Annotated in this window: 16 protein-coding genes; 5 read left to right on the top strand and 11 right to left on the bottom strand. The window is 72.8% G+C overall.

All coding sequences use genetic code 11. From position 1 onward, the window contains the following. Window positions 1-21 precede the first annotated feature (21 nt). Window positions 22-1,980 carry a CASTOR/POLLUX-related putative ion channel gene (locus tag ACYQ0U_RS02440; protein WP_459969026.1) on the bottom strand — a complete coding sequence of 653 codons (1,959 nt, stop codon included), beginning with the start codon at window positions 1,978-1,980 and terminating at the stop codon, window positions 22-24. Between the two features lie 98 nt (window positions 1,981-2,078). On the opposite strand from ACYQ0U_RS02440, the gene ACYQ0U_RS02435 reads away from it, so the two are divergent. Then, complete coding sequence (locus ACYQ0U_RS02435) at window positions 2,079-3,242, top strand: MFS transporter (RefSeq protein WP_459969025.1); 1,164 nt, start codon at window positions 2,079-2,081, stop codon at window positions 3,240-3,242. Here ACYQ0U_RS02435 and ACYQ0U_RS02430 read toward each other — a convergent pair. Together ACYQ0U_RS02430 and ACYQ0U_RS02425 are read right to left on the bottom strand one after the other, a co-directional pair. Beyond that, window positions 3,225-3,761, bottom strand: a complete 537-nt coding sequence (locus ACYQ0U_RS02430; RefSeq protein WP_459969023.1) for a MaoC family dehydratase — start codon at window positions 3,759-3,761, stop codon at window positions 3,225-3,227. The genes ACYQ0U_RS02435 and ACYQ0U_RS02430 overlap by 18 nt on opposite strands. Before the next feature lie 78 nt (window positions 3,762-3,839). Continuing rightward, the gene (locus ACYQ0U_RS02425) at window positions 3,840-4,022 is read right to left on the bottom strand and encodes a DUF5302 domain-containing protein (protein ID WP_459969021.1); all 183 of its coding nucleotides are present in this window, start codon (window positions 4,020-4,022) and stop codon (window positions 3,840-3,842) included. A gap of 96 nt (window positions 4,023-4,118) precedes the next feature. Here ACYQ0U_RS02425 and ACYQ0U_RS02420 point away from each other — a divergent pair, with 96 nt between their 5' ends. Next, entirely contained in the window at window positions 4,119-5,144 is a 1,026-nt protein-coding gene (locus ACYQ0U_RS02420) for an endonuclease/exonuclease/phosphatase family protein (protein WP_459969019.1), read from the top strand. On the opposite strand, the gene ACYQ0U_RS02415 is transcribed toward ACYQ0U_RS02420, so the two are convergent. Next, window positions 5,089-6,132, bottom strand: a complete 1,044-nt coding sequence (locus ACYQ0U_RS02415) for a sulfotransferase family protein (RefSeq protein WP_459969017.1) — start codon at window positions 6,130-6,132, stop codon at window positions 5,089-5,091. The genes ACYQ0U_RS02420 and ACYQ0U_RS02415 overlap by 56 nt on opposite strands. A 101-nt stretch (window positions 6,133-6,233) precedes the next feature. On the opposite strand from ACYQ0U_RS02415, the gene ACYQ0U_RS02410 reads away from it, so the two are divergent. Together ACYQ0U_RS02410 and ACYQ0U_RS02405 are read left to right on the top strand one after the other, a co-directional pair. After that, window positions 6,234-8,549 (top strand): glycosyltransferase family 4 protein, encoded by a 2,316-nt coding sequence (locus ACYQ0U_RS02410; protein WP_459969015.1) that lies wholly within the window; start codon window positions 6,234-6,236, stop codon window positions 8,547-8,549. 24 nt (window positions 8,550-8,573) lie between these two features. Then, window positions 8,574-8,900: a hypothetical protein gene (locus ACYQ0U_RS02405; RefSeq protein WP_459969014.1), complete on the top strand. Its 327-nt coding sequence runs from the start codon at window positions 8,574-8,576 to the stop codon at window positions 8,898-8,900. A gap of 142 nt (window positions 8,901-9,042) precedes the next feature. Here the strand turns inward: ACYQ0U_RS02405 and ACYQ0U_RS02400 are convergent, their stop codons facing one another. The 6 genes from ACYQ0U_RS02400 to ACYQ0U_RS02375 form a co-directional block, all read right to left on the bottom strand. Beyond that, on the bottom strand, window positions 9,043-10,071 hold the full coding sequence (locus tag ACYQ0U_RS02400) for a hypothetical protein (RefSeq protein ID WP_459969012.1): 1,029 nt from the start codon (window positions 10,069-10,071) through the stop codon (window positions 9,043-9,045). Then, window positions 10,068-11,204, bottom strand: a complete 1,137-nt coding sequence (locus tag ACYQ0U_RS02395) for a hypothetical protein (RefSeq protein WP_459969010.1) — start codon at window positions 11,202-11,204, stop codon at window positions 10,068-10,070. Before ACYQ0U_RS02395 ends, ACYQ0U_RS02400 begins: the two co-directional genes overlap by 4 nt. Window position 11,205: 1 nt before the next feature. Further along, a complete protein-coding gene (locus ACYQ0U_RS02390) occupies window positions 11,206-12,411 on the bottom strand; it encodes an acyl-CoA dehydrogenase family protein (RefSeq protein WP_459969008.1) in 1,206 nt (401 codons plus the stop codon). An 86-nt stretch (window positions 12,412-12,497) separates the two neighbouring features. Continuing rightward, the gene (locus ACYQ0U_RS02385; protein ID WP_459969006.1) at window positions 12,498-13,601 is read right to left on the bottom strand and encodes a hypothetical protein; all 1,104 of its coding nucleotides are present in this window, start codon (window positions 13,599-13,601) and stop codon (window positions 12,498-12,500) included. 13 nt (window positions 13,602-13,614) lie between these two features. Further along, window positions 13,615-14,964 carry an endonuclease/exonuclease/phosphatase family protein gene (locus tag ACYQ0U_RS02380; protein ID WP_459969004.1) on the bottom strand — a complete coding sequence of 450 codons (1,350 nt, stop codon included), beginning with the start codon at window positions 14,962-14,964 and terminating at the stop codon, window positions 13,615-13,617. Between the two features lie 118 nt (window positions 14,965-15,082). Beyond that, window positions 15,083-16,165: an endonuclease/exonuclease/phosphatase family protein gene (locus ACYQ0U_RS02375; protein WP_459969002.1), complete on the bottom strand. Its 1,083-nt coding sequence runs from the start codon at window positions 16,163-16,165 to the stop codon at window positions 15,083-15,085. 52 nt (window positions 16,166-16,217) lie between these two features. Between ACYQ0U_RS02375 and ACYQ0U_RS02370 the strand changes: the two genes are divergently transcribed. Then, window positions 16,218-17,270, top strand: a complete 1,053-nt coding sequence (locus tag ACYQ0U_RS02370; protein WP_459969000.1) for a glycosyltransferase family protein — start codon at window positions 16,218-16,220, stop codon at window positions 17,268-17,270. On the opposite strand, the gene ACYQ0U_RS02365 is transcribed toward ACYQ0U_RS02370, so the two are convergent. Further along, window positions 17,245-18,333 carry a hypothetical protein gene (locus tag ACYQ0U_RS02365; RefSeq protein ID WP_459968998.1) on the bottom strand — a complete coding sequence of 363 codons (1,089 nt, stop codon included), beginning with the start codon at window positions 18,331-18,333 and terminating at the stop codon, window positions 17,245-17,247. The two genes, ACYQ0U_RS02370 and ACYQ0U_RS02365, sit on opposite strands and share 26 nt — an antisense overlap. Window positions 18,334-18,342 lie beyond the last annotated feature (9 nt).

Here is an 18,342-nt window from a genome sequence, read left to right as displayed (position 1 = left end):
TTGAACCCTGCCAGGGAAGGGTCAGTCGTCGGCCAGCACCACGACCCGGTCGCCGGGCAGCACGTGGAAGGTGTCGGACTTCGCCGGGTTCACGCGTACGCCGAAGGACGCCTCGCCCTCGGCCAGCGCCTCGGACTTGTAGCCGATCGCGGTCTCGCCGCGCCGGGTCGCGCCCGCGATGATCGTCGCGAACGTGACGTCGGCCCCCTGCTCGACGTACCACTCCGCCGGCCGCAGGTAGATCTCGCTGCCCTCGTCGCCCAGCAGTTGCTCGAAGACCGCCTCGAGCCGGTGGTCCTCGGAGAGCTGGGTGACGAGCAGGCTGACGATCTCGCCGCTGACGACGACGTCGTCGACGTGCGCCACCTGGGCCAGCACGCGGTTGCGGTCGTCGAGCATCTCGCTGACCACCGGCGTCGCGGACTCGCAGCCGGACAGGATGTCGCGCACGTGCAGCAGCGTCACCAGCGTCCGCGCGTCGGCCGCCTGCGGCTCGAGGTCGTCGGAGTAGCAGAGCACCAGCACCTGGTCGAGCTCCGCGTGCACGTGCTCCTCGAGTGTGCGGCGGTCGGTCGTCGGGCCGGGCGACACCGTGACCCGGATGTTCTCCAGGCCCGGGACCGCCGGGACCGCGAACGAGGTCAGCACGGTCAGCGTCGACCCGGCCGGCGCATAGTGGTCGAGCTCGCGCAGCACGATCGGCGCGCGCTCGTTCCAGCCGATGAGCAACGCCTGGGTCGGGCGGTCGTCGGATCCGGTGCCGGCGCCCAGCCGGTCGAGGTCGGGCCCGACGGTGGCGTCGGGCGCGCCCGCGAGCATCGAGTCGTCCTCGGCCACCACGATCAGCGTGTGGCCGGCGATCACGGTCTCCGGCGCCGGGTTGAGCTTCGGCACGCCGTCGCCGATCACGCCGACGACCGCCGCCCGCTCGAACGCGAGCTGCGCGTCGGCGTACGTCGTGCCGTCGAGGGCGTGGTCCTCGAGGAAGTAGATCTCGTCGCCGCCGTAGTCGAACAGCTCGGTGTAGACGGCGGCGGCACCGGACTGGCGCGAGGTCTGCACGAGCAGCTTGGCCACGGTCTCGCGGATGTCGAGCAGCACGGTGCGATCGGCGCCGACCAGCCGGGCCGCCTCGAGGTTCGTGGGGTTGCGGATCTCGGCCACGATGCGCGGCCCCTCGGGCCCGGCGTGGGTGAGCGCGAGCAGCGTCTTGATGACCTCGCTGTCGGGGTCCTCGGAGCCCTCGGGCGCCAGGAGGATCACCGAGCGGGCGGACCGGTGGCTGCTCAGGCGCAGGTCGTCGATGTCCATCGGCGAGCCGCTGCGGCAGATCACCCGGGTGCCGCGGAAGTCGTCGACCTTGGCTCGCAGCTCCTCCTCCATCTCGACCTTGTCGCGGTCGGCGAGGATCACGACCACGGGCTTCCTGCGGCTCTCGTTGGCGAGCGTGAGCTCGCGGACGATCGTGAAGATCGAGTCCGACCAGCCCAGGATCACCGTGTGGTCCTTCTCCAGGACGATGGAGCGGCCGCGGCGCAGGTCGGTGAGCTTGGTGTCGATGCCCGCTGCGATGACGCCGATCAGCGCGCTGACGATGAACAGGCCGGCGATGGTGAGAACGAGCATCGTGAGCAGGAACCGCCACGGGCTCGCTGCGTCGCCGCCGATCGTGCCGGGGTCGAGCGCGTGGAACAGGCTCTGCGCCAGCTCCCGGAAGAACCCCTCGTTCGTCCCTCCCTCGCGGAGGTCGAAGACCGTGGTGATGACCGCGAAGACGAGGATCAGCAGCAGCGTGACCACCGAGAGCCAGGCGATCAGCGCCGGGGTGCCGCGCGACATGCTGTTGTCGAAGCGGTAGCGCAGGCGGTCCCCGAGGCTCGACCGCGGCGCGGCCGCCGTCCGGTTCGGGCCGGTCGCGCCCCTCGACTGCGTCATCGCCTTCGCCGTGCGCTGGCGCAGTTGCTGGCCGGTCCGTGCCATTCTCAACTCCCCGGGGGTCCGTCGTGGTCGGTCGCATCGTCGCGCACACTCGCGGTCCCGGCACCGCTTTTCGGACAACCCGTGCCACGATGCCGCCCATGGGCATCACCCGGTCGCGCGTCGCGGTCGCCGCCGGATTCCTCACCCAGGGTCTGGTCCTGCTCAGCCTCACGACGCGGCTGCCGGAGTTCCAGGACCGCTGGGACATCACGGACGTCGACCTGTCGCTGATCCTCCTCATGATGATCCTGCTCGCGGGCGCCGGCTCGGTCGTCGCGGAGGCGCTCGCGAGGCGCCGGGACAGCGCCCTGCTGCTGCGGGTCGGCCGGCTCGTGGTCGCGCTCGGGGTCGCCGTCCTCTGCACCGCTCCGGCACCGCCGTTCTTCGTCGGCGGCATCGCCGTCTACGGGCTCGGCCTGGGCATCGTGGACGCGTCGACGAACATGCAGGCGGTCGCGCTCGAGCACCGCTACGAGCGCCCGATCCTGCCGTCCTTCCACGGCGCGTGGACCCTCGGCGGCGTCGTGGGCGCGGCGACCACGCTGGCGACGTCCCACCTCGCGCTCGAGGCCAGTGCCGCGGTCGCGGTGGTCCCGCTGCTGGTCGCGTTCGCCCCGTTCCTCCCCCGCGACCACGGCCCGACCGAGCTGCCCGAGGCGCTCGCCGTGCCCTGGCGGCCGATCCTGCTGGTCGGCGTCGCGATGGTGCTCTTCTACATGGTCGACACCGCCGTGCAGACCTGGGGCCCGCTGTTCCTCGACCACACCTTCGGCAGCTCCGACCGGTACGTCGCCCTCTCGGCGCTCTGCTACCTCCTCGCCTCCGGCTTCGTGCGCCTGGCCGGCGACGGCATCGTCGCGCGGCTCGGACCGGTGGCCGTGCTGCGCGCCGGAGCGGTCGTCGGTGCGCTGGCGCTGGCGATCGTGGTGTTCTCCCCCACCTGGCAGGTCGCCGTCCTCGGCTTCGCCGTGCTGGGTGCCGGCGTCGCGTTGGTCGCACCGCTGAGCTTCTCGGCGGCCGCCCGGATCGCGGGCGGCCAGGGCCTCGAGCTGGCCCAGCGGCAGGCCCGGGTCGACGCGGTCATCGCCCGCTTCAACCAGTTCAACTACGTCGGCGCGCTGCTCGGCTCGGTGCTCACCGGCCTGGTGGGGTCGGGCTCGCTGCGGATCGGCTTCGCCGTCCCGATGGTCCTCGTGCTCGGCCTCATCCCGCTGGCGTCGGCGTTCGCGCCGCGGGTCGGGGCGTCACTGCGTCGCGGCTGACCCCGGCCAGTTCTTGTCGGGCTGCGGGGCCGGGCGGCCCGGCTGCTCGCCGCCGCGGGCCTCGAGGTAGCTGTTCTTCGGGACCATCACCTTGCGGCGGAAGATGCAGACGACCTTGCCGTCCTGGTTGTAGCCGATGGTCTCGACGTGGACGACGCCGCGGTCGTCCTTGCTGGTGCTCTCCCACTTGTCGAGCACGGTGGTCTCGCCGTAGAGGGTGTCCCCGTGGAACGTCGGCGCGACGTGGCGCAGCGACTCGATCTCCAGGTTGGCGATCGCCTTCCCGGAGATGTCCGGGACGCTCATGCCGAGCAGGAGGGAGTACACGTAGTTGCCCACCACGACGTTCTTGCCGAACTGGGTGGTCTCCTCCGCGTAGTGCACGTCGAGGTGCAGCGGGTGGTGGTTCATCGTGAGCAGGGAGAACAGGTGGTCGTCGTACTCGGTCACGGTCTTGCCGGGCCAGTGCTTGTAGGTCGCGCCGACCTCGAACTCCTCATAGCTGCGTCCGAACTGCATGGCGACACTCTGCCCGGCTCCGGCGCCGACCGCACTGTGGGGTGTCTCACCAGCGGCTGCTGGCGACGAGGGGCTGGCTCACGAGCCCCCGCCGCCGGCCTTGCGCCGGTGCATCTTCGGGCCGCCGCCCGCGACCTCGGATCCGTGCGCCTTCTCGCGCACCGGGCCGTCCTGGTGGACGCCCCGCTCCTTGCCGTTCTTCCGGTCCAGCGCCTCCCGCATCTTGGCCTTGAGGTCGTCGTTGGCGTGCGAGTCGGTCATGGTTCCTCCTGCGGGGCTCCTGGACGGTCCGTTCACCATGTCACGGGGCTGGTCTGCGGGCCACCCATCCACGCACCCCCTCCCTACACTGGCGCGGTGGCGGAACGGGACGCGGAGTCGGTCTGGGTGACCGTGCCGATCGTGCTGCTGCTCGCCGTCGTGATCGCCGCGGTCGTCAAGCTCGCGCACGACGACAACGCCCGCGACGCCGCGCCGGGAGCCGGCCCGAGCGCCCGGTCGAGCGCACCGGTGGCGGTCCAGTCCGCGACACCCGCCGACCGGGGCACGCCGGGCTCCGCCGGCAGCACGCCGCCGAGCGCGACGTCGACGGTGTGCGTCGACAGCGACGAGGCGACCCGCCTGCACGTGATGACGTTCAACATCCACTCCGCGCGAGCCGCCGACGGCAGCGTCCGCCTCTCGACGATCACCGAGGAAATCCGCCGCTGGCGCGCGGACGTGGTGCTGCTCCAGGAGGTCGACCGCGGCCGGGACTGGACCGGGCGGGTCGACATGCCGGCGACGCTGGCCGAGGCGCTCGGGACGAGCTGGACCTTCGGCGCCAACGTCCGGCGGTCGGCGACCAACCAGTACGGCACCGCGATCCTGTCGCGCTTCCCGATCACGGACTCGCGCAACGTGCCGCTGCCGGCGCCGCCGGGCACCCAGCAGCGCGGCCTGCTCGGCGCGACCATCGACGTCAACGGCACCGAGGTCAGCGTCTACAACACCCACCTCGAGCACACCTCGAGCGCGGCCCGGCTCCAGCAGATGCGGGTGATCACGCAGGTGCTCGCGAGCGACCCGCGGCCGATGGTGCTCGGCGGCGACCTGAACTCCCGGCCGGGCTCACCGGTCATGGACCTCGCCACCCGACAGCTCACCGACACCTGGCCCGAGGTCGGCCGCGGCCCGGGCTACACCCACTCCGCGCGCAACCCCCGCTCGCGCATCGACTACCTGCTCCACGACGGCGGCGAGGACGCCGACCTCGTGTCGGTCGACGCGATCGTGCTGCGCTCCGGGGTCTCCGACCACTGGGCGGTCCGCGCGGGCTACCGCCTGGTCAGCGACTCCGGCGAGATCTGCGTTCCGCTCCTGGGCGGCGACGACCTCCCCTAGGACCCTCTCCCCTCGGACCGTCTCCCCCGCCCTCGGCCTGCTGGCGCAGCTTGCGACGCACCTCCTTGGCCCCCACGCGCCGCGCGGAGTCGGCCGAGGACTGGGCGATGGCCTCGGCGTCGGCGTACAGCTCGACGTACGCCGCGCGCAGCTCGTCGAGCCGCGCCTGGGCGCCCTCGTCGAAGCCGCCGCTGCCGGCGAGGACGATCAGCTGCTCCCACGTCGCCTCCGCAAGGTCGCGGACCGGGTCGGGGCACTCGATCTCGTCCCACCCGGTGCGGACGCGGCGCAGGTCGGGGTCGACGAAGCCGTCCACCTCGGCCGCGGCCTCCGCGGAGACCTCCCGGCCGGCGACCAGGTCGAGCTCGGGAGCCACGCGGGCGACCACGGCGCGCCAGTCGTCGAGCAGGTCGTTGTAGGGCACGAAGGTGCGGCGACCGTCGCGGGTCGTCGCCTCGGTGAACAGCGCGACGTTGAGCCAGCTGCCCACGCGGGTCGTCTGCACGTGGCGCACGGTCTCGCCCGAGGTGACGCCGCCGTAGTACTTGTCCTTGGAGCCGACGACCTCGGCCGGGTGGCGCAGCATCGTGAGGAACGAGATGCCGGCGCCGTTGTCCGCGGCGGCCTGGCGCCACATGGGGAGGAACCAGCTGTTGCGCGGGTCCTTCACCAGCAGCTCGTCGGCGTCGGCGAGGTGCTCCCCGATCCAGGCCCCGACCTCCGCGCGGACCGGCTCGCGCGCGGCCACGGCGGCCGTGGCGTCGAAGCCGGCCGGGCGGGCATCGGTCAGGGCGACCGCGGCCTTGCGCAGCAGCCCGGTCTGGAAGTCGACCGCCCACTGGGGCTCGAAGAAGCCCCGCGGGTTGGTGCGGTTGCCCGGGACCTCCGGCGGCGGGATCCGGAGACCGACCGACTTCAGGACGCCGGCGATCGTGCTGGTGCCGCTGCGGCCCGAACCCGCGACGACCACGACCCGCTTGTCGGGCATGCGGGTACCTTCCCTTCCGGATCGGACGACGTGGGTGGCGGTTCGAGGGGCCACCCGCGGCCACTACTGTAGATGCGCCGGCGAACGCGGAAGGAGCCAGCATGGCCCAGCGGGTCGACCTGCACGTAGGCACGCCCAAGTCCGGCACCACGTTCCTCCAGTCCACGCTGTGGGCGAACCGGGAGCAGCTGCTCGAGCGCGGGGTGCTCTACCCGGGCAGGAAGGCCTTCGACCAGAAACGCGCGTCGATGCAGGTCCGCGCCGGCGCCCACATCGACGTCGGCCGCGCGGCCCCGGTGTGGCGCAGCTTCTGTCGCCAGGCCGCGGCCCACGACGGCCAGGTGGTGCTCAGCAACGAGTGGTGGCTGGCCGCGAACCGGCGCCAGGCCGAGGCGGCGGTGGAGCAGATCGGCGGAGGACCCGGCAACGACCCCGACGGCATCGTGCACGTCGTCATCACGACGCGCAGCCCGGTGCTCGCCGTACCCGCCGCATGGCAGGAGTCGCTCAAGGTCGGGCGCGGCCACAGTCTCACCGACTTCGTCGCCGCCCTCGACGGCGACGGCAAGTGGACGTGGGACGTGCTCGACCCGGCCGCGGTCGCGCAGCGGTGGGCCGCGATCGTCGGGCCCGAGCGGGTCCACGTCGTCACCACGCCCCCGACGGGCGGCGCACCCGACCTGCTGTGGCGGCGGTTCGCCGAGACCATCGGCTTCTCCCCCGAGGGCACCGCGCTGCCGCGGCCGGCGAACGAGTCGCTGTCGGTCCAGGGCGCTCGGCTGCTCCAGGAGTACGGCCCCGCCCTCCTCGCGGAGATCGAGCGCACCGACGACCCCGGCAACGGCCCGGCTCGCTGGCTGCGCAACACGCTCGTGCGCCAGGTGCTCGTCGGCGTGCCGGGCGAGCCGATCGGCGTCGGGCCCGAGCTCCGCGACCGGCTGCTCGAGCGCGGCGCCGACGCCGCCCGGCGGCTCCGGGAGCTCGGCGTGCAGGTGACCGGCGACCTCGACGACATCACCACCGGCGACGACCGTCCGGGGGCGCGCCACCCGGACTCGGTCACCGACGCCGAGCTCGTCACCGCGGGGCGCACGCTCGCGGTCGGCCAGCTCCGGCTCCAGATGGCGCCCGGGGCCGAGCAGGAGCCCGAGCAGGAGCCCGCGCCGGCCGCGAGGCGGCGCCGCATCCGCTCCGCGGGTGAGCGCACCCGCCGGTGGACGTTCCTCGTCCCCTCGGCGTACGCCACCGGCGGCATCGCCCGCACCACCTCGATCACCGCCAACACCCTGGTCGAGCGCGGCCACGAGGTCCGCGTGATCACGCTGTCGCGCTCGTCCGAGCAGCCGGCGTTCGCCTTCGACCCGCGGGTGCGGCTCGTGCCGCTCTACGACCGCTTCGATCCCGAGAACCCGAGCCGGCCCCGGCCGGTCCCGCGCAAGGACCCGCAGGCGAAGCGGAGGATCCGCAAGCTCGACGAGCAGCCCTCGCGGCTGGTCGCGGACGAGCAGGCGCGGCAGTCGTTCACGGCGTTCGTCGACAAGCGGCTCGAGGAGGAGCTCTCGGCGCTCCCGCCGGGTGTCGTCGTCTCGACCCGGCCCGAGTTCGGCGTCGCGGCGGCCCTGTGGACCCATCCGGACTCGATCCTGGTCCATCAGGAGCACCTGTCGTTCCTGCCCCGCCCCGAGCCGCTGCGCGCCGCGCTGCGCCGCGTCGCGACCGGCGCCGGCGGCGTCCGCAGCCTGGACGCGCTGCTGACGCTCACCGAGGCCGACCTCGAGCGCTGGAGGGAGTACGTCGACGACCCGTCGCTGCGGATGGGGGCGATCCCGAACCCCACGCCGTTCACCGGCGGCGAGCCCGCCCCGCTCACCAACCCGGTCGTGATCGCCGCGGGCCGGCTGAGCCTCCAGAAGGGCTTCGAGCGGCTCGTCGAGGCCTGGGTCCCTCTCGCGACCTCCCACCCCGACTGGCAGCTGCGCATCTACGGCGACGGCCCGCAGCACTCGGTCCTCGCGCAGGCTGTCGCGGAGGCCGGCGTCGGTGACCGGATCCTGCTCGCCGGCGTCACCCGCGAGTTCGAGCAGGAGCTGGCCGGCGCGTCGATCTACGCGATGTCCTCGCGCTACGAGGGCCTGCCGATGGTGTTGCTGGAGGCGTTGAGCAAGGGCGTCCCCCCGGTCTCCTTCGACTGCCCCGAGGGCCCCCGCCAGCTGATCCGGAGCGGCACCAACGGCCTGCTGGTCCGCCAGGGCGACATCGACGGCCTCACCGACGCGCTCCGCTCGCTCATGGACGACCCGGCCCGCCGCCGGGAGCTCGGCGCCGCCGGCCTGGAGACCGCCCGCGACTTCGAGCCCGGGGCCGTCGTCGACCGCTGGGTCGAGCTGGTCGAGGACATCGACGCGGACCGCTCCTAGCCGAGCGCTCCGTACAGTCGGCACGTGTCCTCACCGTCCGCCTACCCGGGCCGCTGGCTCGTCGGCACGTCGTACGCACTGGCGGCCCTGTCCGCCGCGATCATCGTGTTCTGGCTGTGGACCGCGGAGAGCTCGCTCCGGTGCGACTTCGCGATGGCCTCCTCGTTCTACGGGACCGCCGAGCGGACCTGGCTCCCGCCCGGGACGACCTGCAGCTGGCACGCCGCCGACACCGAGCACGTCGACCGCCCCGACCCGGCACGTCTCGCCGTGGTGGCGATGGCGCTCTGCGGCGTGCCCCTCGGCCGCTACCTGCGCCGGCTCCTCGGCCCCCACGCGGAGCGCTCGTAGCTCGGCTGTCTGCCGATTCATCACGGTAGGCAGTCGAATCCGCACTCCCCGCGGTGGGTATGCCGAGGGGAGTGCAAGCTCACCTGCCTACCGTGATGAATCGTCGGCGGCGGCCACGGCCACCACCACCACCACCGAGCGCTCAGCCCTTCTTGCGCGGGTTGTCGCGCAGCACCATCGGCGCCATCACCTCGAGCGCGCGGTCGAGCAGGGCGGTGTCGGTGACCTCGTCGGGCGAGACACCGTCGGAGCGGTACGCCGGCGTGAGGTCGTCGAGCGACCCGACGACCGGGTAGCCCGCCTCGCGCACGGCGTCGAGCATCTCGGACTGGATCTCGGCGATCCGGGGGCGGTACCGCTCGGGGACCGTGATGGGGCCGCCGGCCTGGCGCTGCACGAGCTCGCGCTGGGCGAGCCGGCGCTTGACCTGGCGGGTGTAGACGGGCCAGGGGACGTCGGCGGGCAGCGAGGAGACGATCCGGCGCAGCAGCTCGGTCTCGACGGCGCCGAGCGAGGGGTTGCGGGTGGCTGCGGGGAGGTCGTAGTCGATCGCCGGCAGGCCGGCGGCCTCGCGGAACCGCTGCCACAGCACGTCCGGGTCGGCGCCGGGCGGCGGGACGGTCACGAGCAGCACGTTCTCGGGGCCGAGGTGCCGGGCCCAGCGCCGGGCGATCGTGACCAGGTTCTGGCCGCGCCAGAAGCCCTTCGCCGCCCCGGGACCGGCCCAGCCCTCGAGCGCGGCGTCGAGGAACTCGGCGTACGTCTCGGTGTCGCCGTTCTTCACGCCCTCCTGCCACGCGGCGGGCAGCTGGCGGCCGAGGTCGCGGCAGGTGATGACCGCGCGCAGCGGCCGACCGGGGAACGACGCGACCGCCCGCTCCACCACCGGCTGCTTCGACCCCCCGAGGATCTCGTGCGAGACGAGGACCGGCCCGCGGTGCCGCTCGACCTCGCCGACGAGCCGCTCCCAGGCACCCTCGGACGACGCGTAGCTGTGGCCGCGGAAGCCCCCGTCGCGCAGCCCGAGCACCTCGATGAAGTGGCTCGGGTTCTCGCCCGGGTAGAGGTAGCCCGCCTTCCTCAGCCGCCGCCGGTTGTGCGACAGGATCCCCTGGAGCGACGTGGTGCCGCTCTTGGGCGTGCCCAGGTGGAAGGTCAGCGCGTCGCTCACCGCCGCCACACCCTGCTCCACAGGGACCGCGGCCGGGTCAGGTCGGCGACCTGGGCCTCGAGCATCTTGTTCGCCGCCTTCAGCTCGGCGATCTGCCGCCGGTCGTCACGCACGCGGAGCAGCATGGCAGCCAGGACGTCGGCCAGGCCGGCCAGCTGGTCCTCGGCCGACGCGTCGTCGGGGTGCGGCGTCCCGTCCGGGGGTACGGCGGGGAGCAGCTCGGCCAGGTCGCCGTGGACCCGGTAGCCGTCGGTCTCGACCAGCTCGATCCACGTGCGGGCCACGCCGGCCAGCTGCTCGGCCACGGGCGCGGGGGTGACCGGCTTGCGGGAGCGGACCTGGCTGAGCATCGACTGCGCGAACCAGCGCTTGGCGACGAGCGAGTACCACGGCTGCTCCAGCCGCCCGTCCAGGGACGAGACGACCTGGCGCAGGAGCGCGATCTGCGGCGTGCCCAGTGACTCGTTGCTGCCCGGGACCGTCGAGGTGTCGATCGCGTCGGCCGCGAGGTCGATCGCCTCCGCGAACCGCCGCCAGAGCACCTCGGGGTCGGCGCCGCCCGCGGGACTGACCACGACGTGGGTCCGCTCCGGCGGGACGTACGGGCGCCAGCGGTCCAGCAGCCAGGCGAGGTTCTGGCCGCGCCAGAAGCCGGCCATCACCCGGTCCCCCGGCTCGGGCAGCGCCGCCAGCTGGCGCTCCGCGAAGTCGGCGAACGACTCGGGGTTGCCGTTCTTGACCGCCTCCTGCCACTGGGCCGTGAACATCCGCCCGATGTTGCGGACGGTCACCACCAGGTGGACCTCGAAGTCCGCCAGCCGCCCGACGATCTCCTCGACCTGTGCCGGCGAGGCGGCCCCGAAGATCTCGTGGCTGATCACCACGGTCCGCCCGAGGTCGCGGCCCCGCTGGAGCATCGCGTCGAAGGTGCCGTCGACGTCCTCGCGGCTCAGCCCCCAGTGCTCGGGGTTGCCGGCCATCTCGACGGCCGCGTGGAACATGCCCTCCTGCTGGACGTACGGGTAGGCGTACCCGTGTTCCTTCAGCGCGGCGCGGTTGCCCCCGATGACCGACTGGAGGAAGGTCGAGCCGCTCTTCGGCAGACCGAGGTGCAGGTAGAGGCGTTGCGCCAAGTCAGGATCCCAGCTTGTAGTCCTTGAGCAGGCTCCGGCCGATGATCATCTTCTGGATGTCGCTGGTGCCCTCGCCGATGAGCATGAACGCCGCCTCGCGGTAGAGGCGCTCGATCTCGTACTCCTTGGAGTAACCGTAGCCGCCGTGGATGCGGAACGAGTCCGACACGACCTCGTTGCAGTACTCCGACGCGAGCATCTTGGCCATGCCGGCCTCGACGTCGTTGCGCTCGCCCTTGTCCTTCTGGCGGGCGGCGCGGACCATCAGCGCGTGCGCGGCCTCGACCTTGGTCGCCATCTCCGCGAGCCGGAACATGATCGCCTGGTGGTCGGCGATCGGCTTGCCGAAGGTCTCGCGCTGCTGGGCGTAGGCGATCGCGAGCTCGAAGGCCCGCAGGCCGATGCCGCAGGCGCGGGCCGCGACGTTGACGCGGCCGACCTCGACGCCGTCCATCATCTGGTAGAAGCCCTTGCCGGTCTCCCCGCCCAGGATCTGCTCCGCCGCGATCCGGTGGCCCTCGAACACCGCCTCGGTGGTGTCGACGCCCTTGTAGCCCATCTTGTCGATCTTGCCCGGGATGGTCAGGCCGGGCGCGACCTCGCCGAAGCCCGGCTCCTTCTCGACCAGGAAGGTCGTCATGTTCTTGTAGACCGAGTCGTGACCGTCGTCGGTCTTCACCAGCAGCGCGATCAGCGTGGACGTGCCGCCGTTGGTCAGCCACATCTTCTGGCCGTCGATGACGTACTCGTCGGAGTCATCGGAGGCCTTGACGGCCTTCGTGCGGATCGCCGCGACGTCCGAGCCCAGGCCCGGCTCCGACATCGAGAAGGCGCCGCGGACCTCGCCGGCGGCCATCCTCGGCAGGTACTTCCTCTTCTGCTCCTCGGTGCCGTGCTGCATGAGCAGGTAGGCCACGATGAAGTGGGTGTTGATGACACCGGAGACGCTCATCCAGCCGCGGGCGATCTCCTCCACGCACAGGGCGTAGGTCAGCAGCGACTCACCGAGCCCGTCGTACTCCTCGGGGATCATCAGGCCGAAGATGCCGAGCTCCTTGAGCCCGTCCACGATCTCCTGCGGGTACTCGTCGGCGTGCTCGAGCTCCGTGGCGACCGGCAGGATCTTGTCGTCCACGAAGCGGCGTACCGCCTTGAGGATCTCCTGCTGCTCCTCGGTGAGACCGTCGGTCTGGCAAAGGCGACCCATGGAAATCCTTCCGTGACGAGGTGCGTGGACCGGCAGTGATGCTATCCCCCGCGCTACCAGTCAGTACCCCCGGTGTGACCCACTCGTCACCGGCCGCGGAGCCGCGCCTTGACCCGGCTGAGCCTGCTGGTCGGCCGCACCCGGATCTCCCCGGTACGCCGCCCGGCGACCGCCGTGCCGCGCTCGCCGAGCATCGTGGCCAGCGCCGCGACCGCCGTGGAGGCGACGTCGCGCTGCCGCGCGCGCTGCGGCTCGGTCGCGAAGTACCTGTCGGAGCAGGCCAGGTCGTCGAGCGACCCGACGACGTCGTACCCGCGCAGGGCCTCGACCTGGCGGGCCGTCACCTCCTCGCACCAGTCGCGGTACTCCCCCGGCACCAGGATCCGCTCGCCCTCCTGGCGCCCGAGGACCCCTCTGGCGAACGAGCGCTTCACGACGTCGCTGTAGACGTAGCGCCGGTGCACCTCGTCGGGCAATTCGGCGTTGACCCGGCGCAGCACCTCGGCCTGCACGAGCCCGAGGCTGGTGTTGGCCGGCCGCTCCTCCGGCTCGAGCAGGCCGGGGTCGACGCCCAGCACGGCGGCGAAGCGCTCCAGCAGGAGCGTCGGCGCGCTGCCGGACGGCGGCACCGTGACGACGTGCAGTCGCTCGGCGGGCACGTGCTCGCCCCAGCGCGCGAGCACCGCGGGTGCGTCGAGGTGGATCCACGGGTTGCGGCCCGCGCCCTCGCGCTCCTGCCGCTGCAGCTTGCGCAGGTGCCGGCCGAAGCGGGCCGTGCTGCCGGCCTTGATCTCCTCCTGCCAGGCCGAGGGCAGGCCGCGCGGCAGGTCGCGGACCGTCACGACGGCGTGCACCTCGCGGTCGCCGCAGGCGGCGAGGAGCCGCTCGATCTGCGCCGGGCTCGCCGCGGCCAGGGACTCCTGGCTGTAGACCGCCCGGGATCCCCTCGCCGCGGCCAGCTGCTGGGTGAACCGGTCGAGGATGTTGCGGTCGGACTCGTCGTCGCGGCGGTCGGCGTACCGGTCGCGCACCACGACCATCAGCTCGAAGGACTCGCGCTTGGTCGGGGGCACCAGGTCGAGGCCGGCGTCGGCCAGGCTCTCGCGGCTGTTGAGCAGCGCGGCCTGGAGGTACGACGTGCCGGTCTTCTGGAGACCGACGTGGAGGTACAGCCGGGGGGCGTCGGGCATGCGCCCAAGGATGTCAGCCGGCCCCTCCAGCCAGGAGAGCCGCTCCACCCTCGAGCGCGATCGGGCCGCTCTGGATCTTCACGCGCGACGGCATCGCGGTCAGGTCGGAGACGACCATCCGGTTGGCGTCGAAGCGGGTGGTCCACTCGCCCGCGGCGTCGCCGACCATCAGCAGCGCGGGCGGCATGCCGGCCTCGCGCCACGACGGCAGGCACCCGCCGCCGCACGCCTGGACCCAGCTGTCGGGGTCGCCGTGGGCGGCCACCGCGCGACCCAGCGTCCGCTCGCGACCGGTCGGGGCGTCGTTCGCGGTCATGACCTGGACGTGGACGCCCCGCTCGAGCGCCTTGCGCAGGGAGCGCAGCACGCCGCGGAGGTCGAAGACCGAGGTCCGCAGCGCGACGGTCGAGCCGGCCTCGGCGGCGTCGATCGCGCGGGTCAGCGCCTTGACCACCGCGCGCTGCTCGGGCCTGGTGCCGGAGGGCTTGTTCCGCACCGAGCTGATCGTCGCGGGGGCGTCGACCAGCCAGGTGTACTCGCCGACGACGGCGTCGTGGTCGGACTTCAGCTCCACCGCGTAGTGGTTCGTCGCGGTGAGCTGCCCCTCTCCGCGGCTGAACAGGTAGTCGATGGTGTTGCCGAAGTGGTCGCCGGTCGGGAAGGACGTCCCGAGCACGTCATAGGTCGGCGTCAGCCGGCTGGCGTCGAAGAGGTCTCGCGGGTAGCGGCCGCTCTTGTAGTGCACGTTGAAGTCGCCGCCGACGAGCACCGGGCCGCTGGGGGCGAGCTTCGCGACCAGCTTGTCGAGGCTCTTGATCGAGCGGCGCAGGAGGTCGGGCATGCCGCGGGTCGGCGGCGCGATGTGGGTGGAGACGACGTTGATCACCCTGCCGTCGACGCTCTGGAGCCTCACCCAGTTCGCGGTACGCCGGCCGAGCTCGACCTGCTTGCCCGGGGGCCGGCCACGCCAGTTGGAGATCCACTGGTTGCCGGTGGCGACAGCGGTCCAGCGATCGGTGCGCCAGGCGACCGGGGTGGCCGCGGTGAAGCGGTTCGACATGTCGCGGTACATCGCGTAGCCCTCGGGGGCGAGGAACACGTCGTGCCGGAACGGCACCTCGTTGTAGCTGATCACGTCGGGCAGGAGCGAGGTCACCGTGCGGGCGTCCTTCTGGAAGGGCGCCGGCTTGAGCGTGGTCAGGATGTTCGCCTGGATCATCGTGACGGTCTCCGAGCCGGCCGGGGTCGGCTCCTCGGGCACCTCGTTGTCGCGCGCCAGGGCCGACGTGGGTGCCAGCGCGGACAGTCCGAGCGCGAGCGCGACGACCGCGCCGACGCCGTACCGACCCATGCGTGCACCCATCACCGTCTCCTCTCGATCTCACCAGTCACAGGAATCACATCATCCTCATCCGTCACTGACAAGGCGTGCGCCGGAACTACAACGCTGTAGTTCTCCGGGTAGTTCTCAGGATCACCGTTCAGGCGATGTGGGCGGTCGCGCTGACGAAGATGTGGTCGCTGATCCGGCGCGTGGTCGAGGACGTGTCGCGCCAGTAGCCGCTCCACGTGACGCCGCTGCCGACGACCCAGTCGACCGGGATCTGGCCGGCCGGCGGGGCGCAGCCCGCGCCGCCGCCGTTGGAGTTCACCAGGCCGGCGGGGCTGACGACGTTGCAGTAGAACGGCACGCGGTCGTTCATGTCGCCGGTCAGCAGCACGGGCAGGCCGGTCGCCTTGAGGCCGGTCATCACGCGCACCAGCGTGGCCATGCCGTTGCGCCGCTCGGTGGCGTAGCGGCCGCCGCCGGCGGAGAGGTGGGTGTTGACGACGTAGAACTCGCGGCCGCTGGCGCTCTCGCGCAGCTTGAGGATCGGCGAGGGCCGCGGGCGGCCCATGAAGGTCACGGTGAAGCTCGTGCCCTCGATGTAGTCGAAGCGGCCGTCGTCGTAGAGGATCGAGTTGTCGGTCTCCTGCGCCCCCCACGCGGTGCCCGGCCAGGCGGTCAGGCCGGTGCGCGAGGTGAGCCCGGCGAGCTGGTCGCCCTGGAGCTCCTGGGTGCCGACGATGTCGATGCGGTGGGCCGCGATCAGGCTGGCCGCGCCGGGTGTGCGCACCGAGGCCGGCGGGTAGCGCCGGCGGTCCCCGCCGGGGGCGGTGTGCTGGCTGCCGAGCACGTTGAAGGTGCCGATGGTGACGTCGAACGGCGCGTCGACCTCGGCCTCCTGCTTCGCCGCGATCCGCTCGACCCGCTCGCGCTCGAGCACCTTCGGCGGCTTCGGCTTGACGACCGCGGCCTGGACGACCTTCTGCGGGGGCGCGGTCGTCGGCGCGGAGCGGGACACCGCGGCACCGGACCCGCTCGCGCTCGCGCTCGGCCAGGCTGTGGGGCTGCTCGTCGCGGCCACGCGCTCGCCGAGGTCCGCGGCGGTCGAGCCGCCGTCGGAGCCCGCGAGGCGCACGGTGGCGAGGAGGGCGACCAGGACGCCGAGCGCGAGGATCGCGACCGCGACCCGCGAGGTCCGCCGACCGGCCTTCGGGGCGCGGTGGGACGGTCCGGTCACGGGCATGACCATAACATCGGGCCCTGGTCCCTCCACCTTTACGCTGACGCCCATGTACTTCACGGCCACGACGGTCAAGGACTCCGCGGAGAACGTCCGGTTCTTCGTGGACGCCAACCTCGCGTCCGGCGTGGACCACATGTTCGTGTTCCTCGACGCGCCCCGGGAGGACGGCCAGGCCGAGGTCGCGGCGATGCTCGGCGAGCACCCGCACGTCACGTGCGTCCCGACCGGCCGGCGCGCCTGGTGGGCCGGCGACCGGCCGGCCAGCCTCAACGTCCGCCAGCGGACCAACGCGAACTGGGTGCGGACCGTGCTGGCGCCGTACGACTGGGCGGAGTGGCTGTTCCACGTCGACGGCGACGAGGTCGCGGTGCTCGACCACGAGGCCCTCGCGGCCGTGCCCGCCGGCGTGGACGCGGTCTGGCTGACCCCGTGGGAGGCGGTCAGCGAGTGGGAGACCGACGGGCGGCCGACCCGCTTCAAGCACCTGCTCGACGACGCCGAGCTCAACCTGCTGCACGTGCTGGGGGCGCTGCCCGAGCCGACCAACCAGGCCTACTTCCACGGCCACGTGCTCGGGAAGTCGGGGGTGCGCCCCGGCTCCGGGCTCGGCCTCACCCTGCACGAGGGCGTCTCGGCCGACGGCGTGCGCCAGCCGCGGCACGAGGACCCGCGGCTGCACGTCCTGCACTACGACGCGCCCTCCGGCGAGGAGTTCGTGCGCAAGTGGACCGCGCTCGCCTCGGCCGGGCCGGCTCGCTACCGCCCCTCGCGGCAGCCGTCCGCCCGCGCGCTCAAGACCCTGCTCTCCGGCGACCTGCCGCCGGCGACCCGGGAGAGGTACCTGCGCCGGATCTACGAGCTGACCACCCGCGACGACGTCGAGACGCTGGCCGACCTCCAGCTGCTGGTCGACGCCGACCCGGAGCGCGGCGGGCACACGCCGCGCGCGTTCCCCGCGGGCGCCGCCGAGCAGCTCGCCCAGCGGGTCGCCGAGCTGTCCGAGGGCCCCAAGGCCGGCTACTACGTCGAGGACGCCGCTCCGGTCGGCCGCCCGGCGTCGGCCAGGCAGGGGCTCAAGCGTCTGGGGCGCCGCCCCTGAGCCTGCGGCGGAACCTCGAGCGCCACCCGGGTCCCCCGCCCCCGCGGGACTTCCCGCTCAGGTCGCGTACGTCGCCCAACATGGTCGCGACCAGCCCGACCGCGACCTCGGCCACCTCGGCGTCGGTCACCGACGTCGTGCTGCGACGCTCCTCCAGCTCCGCCGGGACCCGCAGGTGCTCCACGTCGCCGACGACGTCGTACTCCCCCGCCGCCAGGTGCGCCACGGCCTCCTCGCCGCGACGCCGGCAGTCCTCGACCTGGTCGGGCTCGGGCCAGAACCGCTCCCCGCCGCGCGGCACGAGCCGCTCGTCCGCGAGGTAGGTGCGCAGGTAGACGCCCTTGTCGAAGGCCTTGCCGAAGCCGGTCAGCTGCCCGTTGACCCGGCGCAGCGTCTCGGCCTCGGCCACGCCCATCGAGGTGTTCGGGAACGAGCCGGACAGGTCGATGCCCTCGGTCGGGAAGCCGACGATGGCGGCGAACCGCTCCCACACGTCCTCGCGCGGGGCGCCCGGGTCGAGCACGAGCACGTGCACACGCGCCGCCGGCACGGCCCGGGTCCAGCGCTCGAGGACCAGGCGCAGGTCCAGCGTGCGCCAGTTCCAGATGTCGGTCGGCTTCGCGGAGACGGTGCGGCCGTACTCCGGCATCGGCGTCGTCGCCCCGTTCTTCAGGCTCTCCTGCCAGCTCGCGGTGAACAGTCCCAGCGGCTCCCGCGCGGTCACGACCAGGTGCACCTCGGCCGGCGCGAGCGCCTCGACCATGGCCCGGGCCTGCTCGGCCGACGCCGCGGCGAAGAACTCGTGGCTGACCAAGCCTGTGCCCGGCGACGAGGCGAGCTCCGCACGGACCCGCGTCCACGCCTGCTGCTGGTGCTCGGGCGCCCTGCGGTGGCTCGTCTGCTCCCGGACGGTGCGCGAGGACCACAGGTGGTCGCGCCGCTCGGCGCCGGGCACGACGACGCCGCGCTCGCGCAGCCGGTCGCGGTTGGACCAGATGATCGTCTGGAGGTAGGACGTCGCGGTCTTCGGCAGCCCGATGTGCACGAAGACGCGGTCAACCATCGGCTACCA

It is taken from the genome of Nocardioides pyridinolyticus, from assembly GCF_054653575.1.
The sequence above is the reverse complement of the archived record's forward strand: the minus strand, read 5'-3'. Positions and strand labels throughout refer to the sequence as shown.

What these genes read in the sequence shown, in the direction of transcription:
- ACYQ0U_RS02440 (WP_459969026.1), bottom strand. Translation starts at nt 1,980, where the DNA reads ATGGCACGGACCGGCCAGCAACTGCGCCAGCGCACGGCGAAGGCGATG.
- ACYQ0U_RS02435 (WP_459969025.1), top strand. Translation starts at nt 2,079, where the DNA reads ATGGGCATCACCCGGTCGCGCGTCGCGGTCGCCGCCGGATTCCTCACC.
- ACYQ0U_RS02425 (WP_459969021.1), bottom strand. Translation starts at nt 4,022, where the DNA reads ATGACCGACTCGCACGCCAACGACGACCTCAAGGCCAAGATGCGGGAG.
- ACYQ0U_RS02380 (WP_459969004.1), bottom strand. Translation starts at nt 14,964, where the DNA reads ATGGGTGCACGCATGGGTCGGTACGGCGTCGGCGCGGTCGTCGCGCTC.
- ACYQ0U_RS02430 (WP_459969023.1), bottom strand. Translation starts at nt 3,761, where the DNA reads ATGCAGTTCGGACGCAGCTATGAGGAGTTCGAGGTCGGCGCGACCTAC.
- ACYQ0U_RS02365 (WP_459968998.1), bottom strand. Translation starts at nt 18,333, where the DNA reads ATGGTTGACCGCGTCTTCGTGCACATCGGGCTGCCGAAGACCGCGACG.
- ACYQ0U_RS02390 (WP_459969008.1), bottom strand. Translation starts at nt 12,411, where the DNA reads ATGGGTCGCCTTTGCCAGACCGACGGTCTCACCGAGGAGCAGCAGGAG.
- ACYQ0U_RS02385 (WP_459969006.1), bottom strand. Translation starts at nt 13,601, where the DNA reads ATGCCCGACGCCCCCCGGCTGTACCTCCACGTCGGTCTCCAGAAGACC.
- ACYQ0U_RS02370 (WP_459969000.1), top strand. Translation starts at nt 16,218, where the DNA reads ATGTACTTCACGGCCACGACGGTCAAGGACTCCGCGGAGAACGTCCGG.
- ACYQ0U_RS02415 (WP_459969017.1), bottom strand. Translation starts at nt 6,132, where the DNA reads ATGCCCGACAAGCGGGTCGTGGTCGTCGCGGGTTCGGGCCGCAGCGGC.
- ACYQ0U_RS02410 (WP_459969015.1), top strand. Translation starts at nt 6,234, where the DNA reads ATGGCCCAGCGGGTCGACCTGCACGTAGGCACGCCCAAGTCCGGCACC.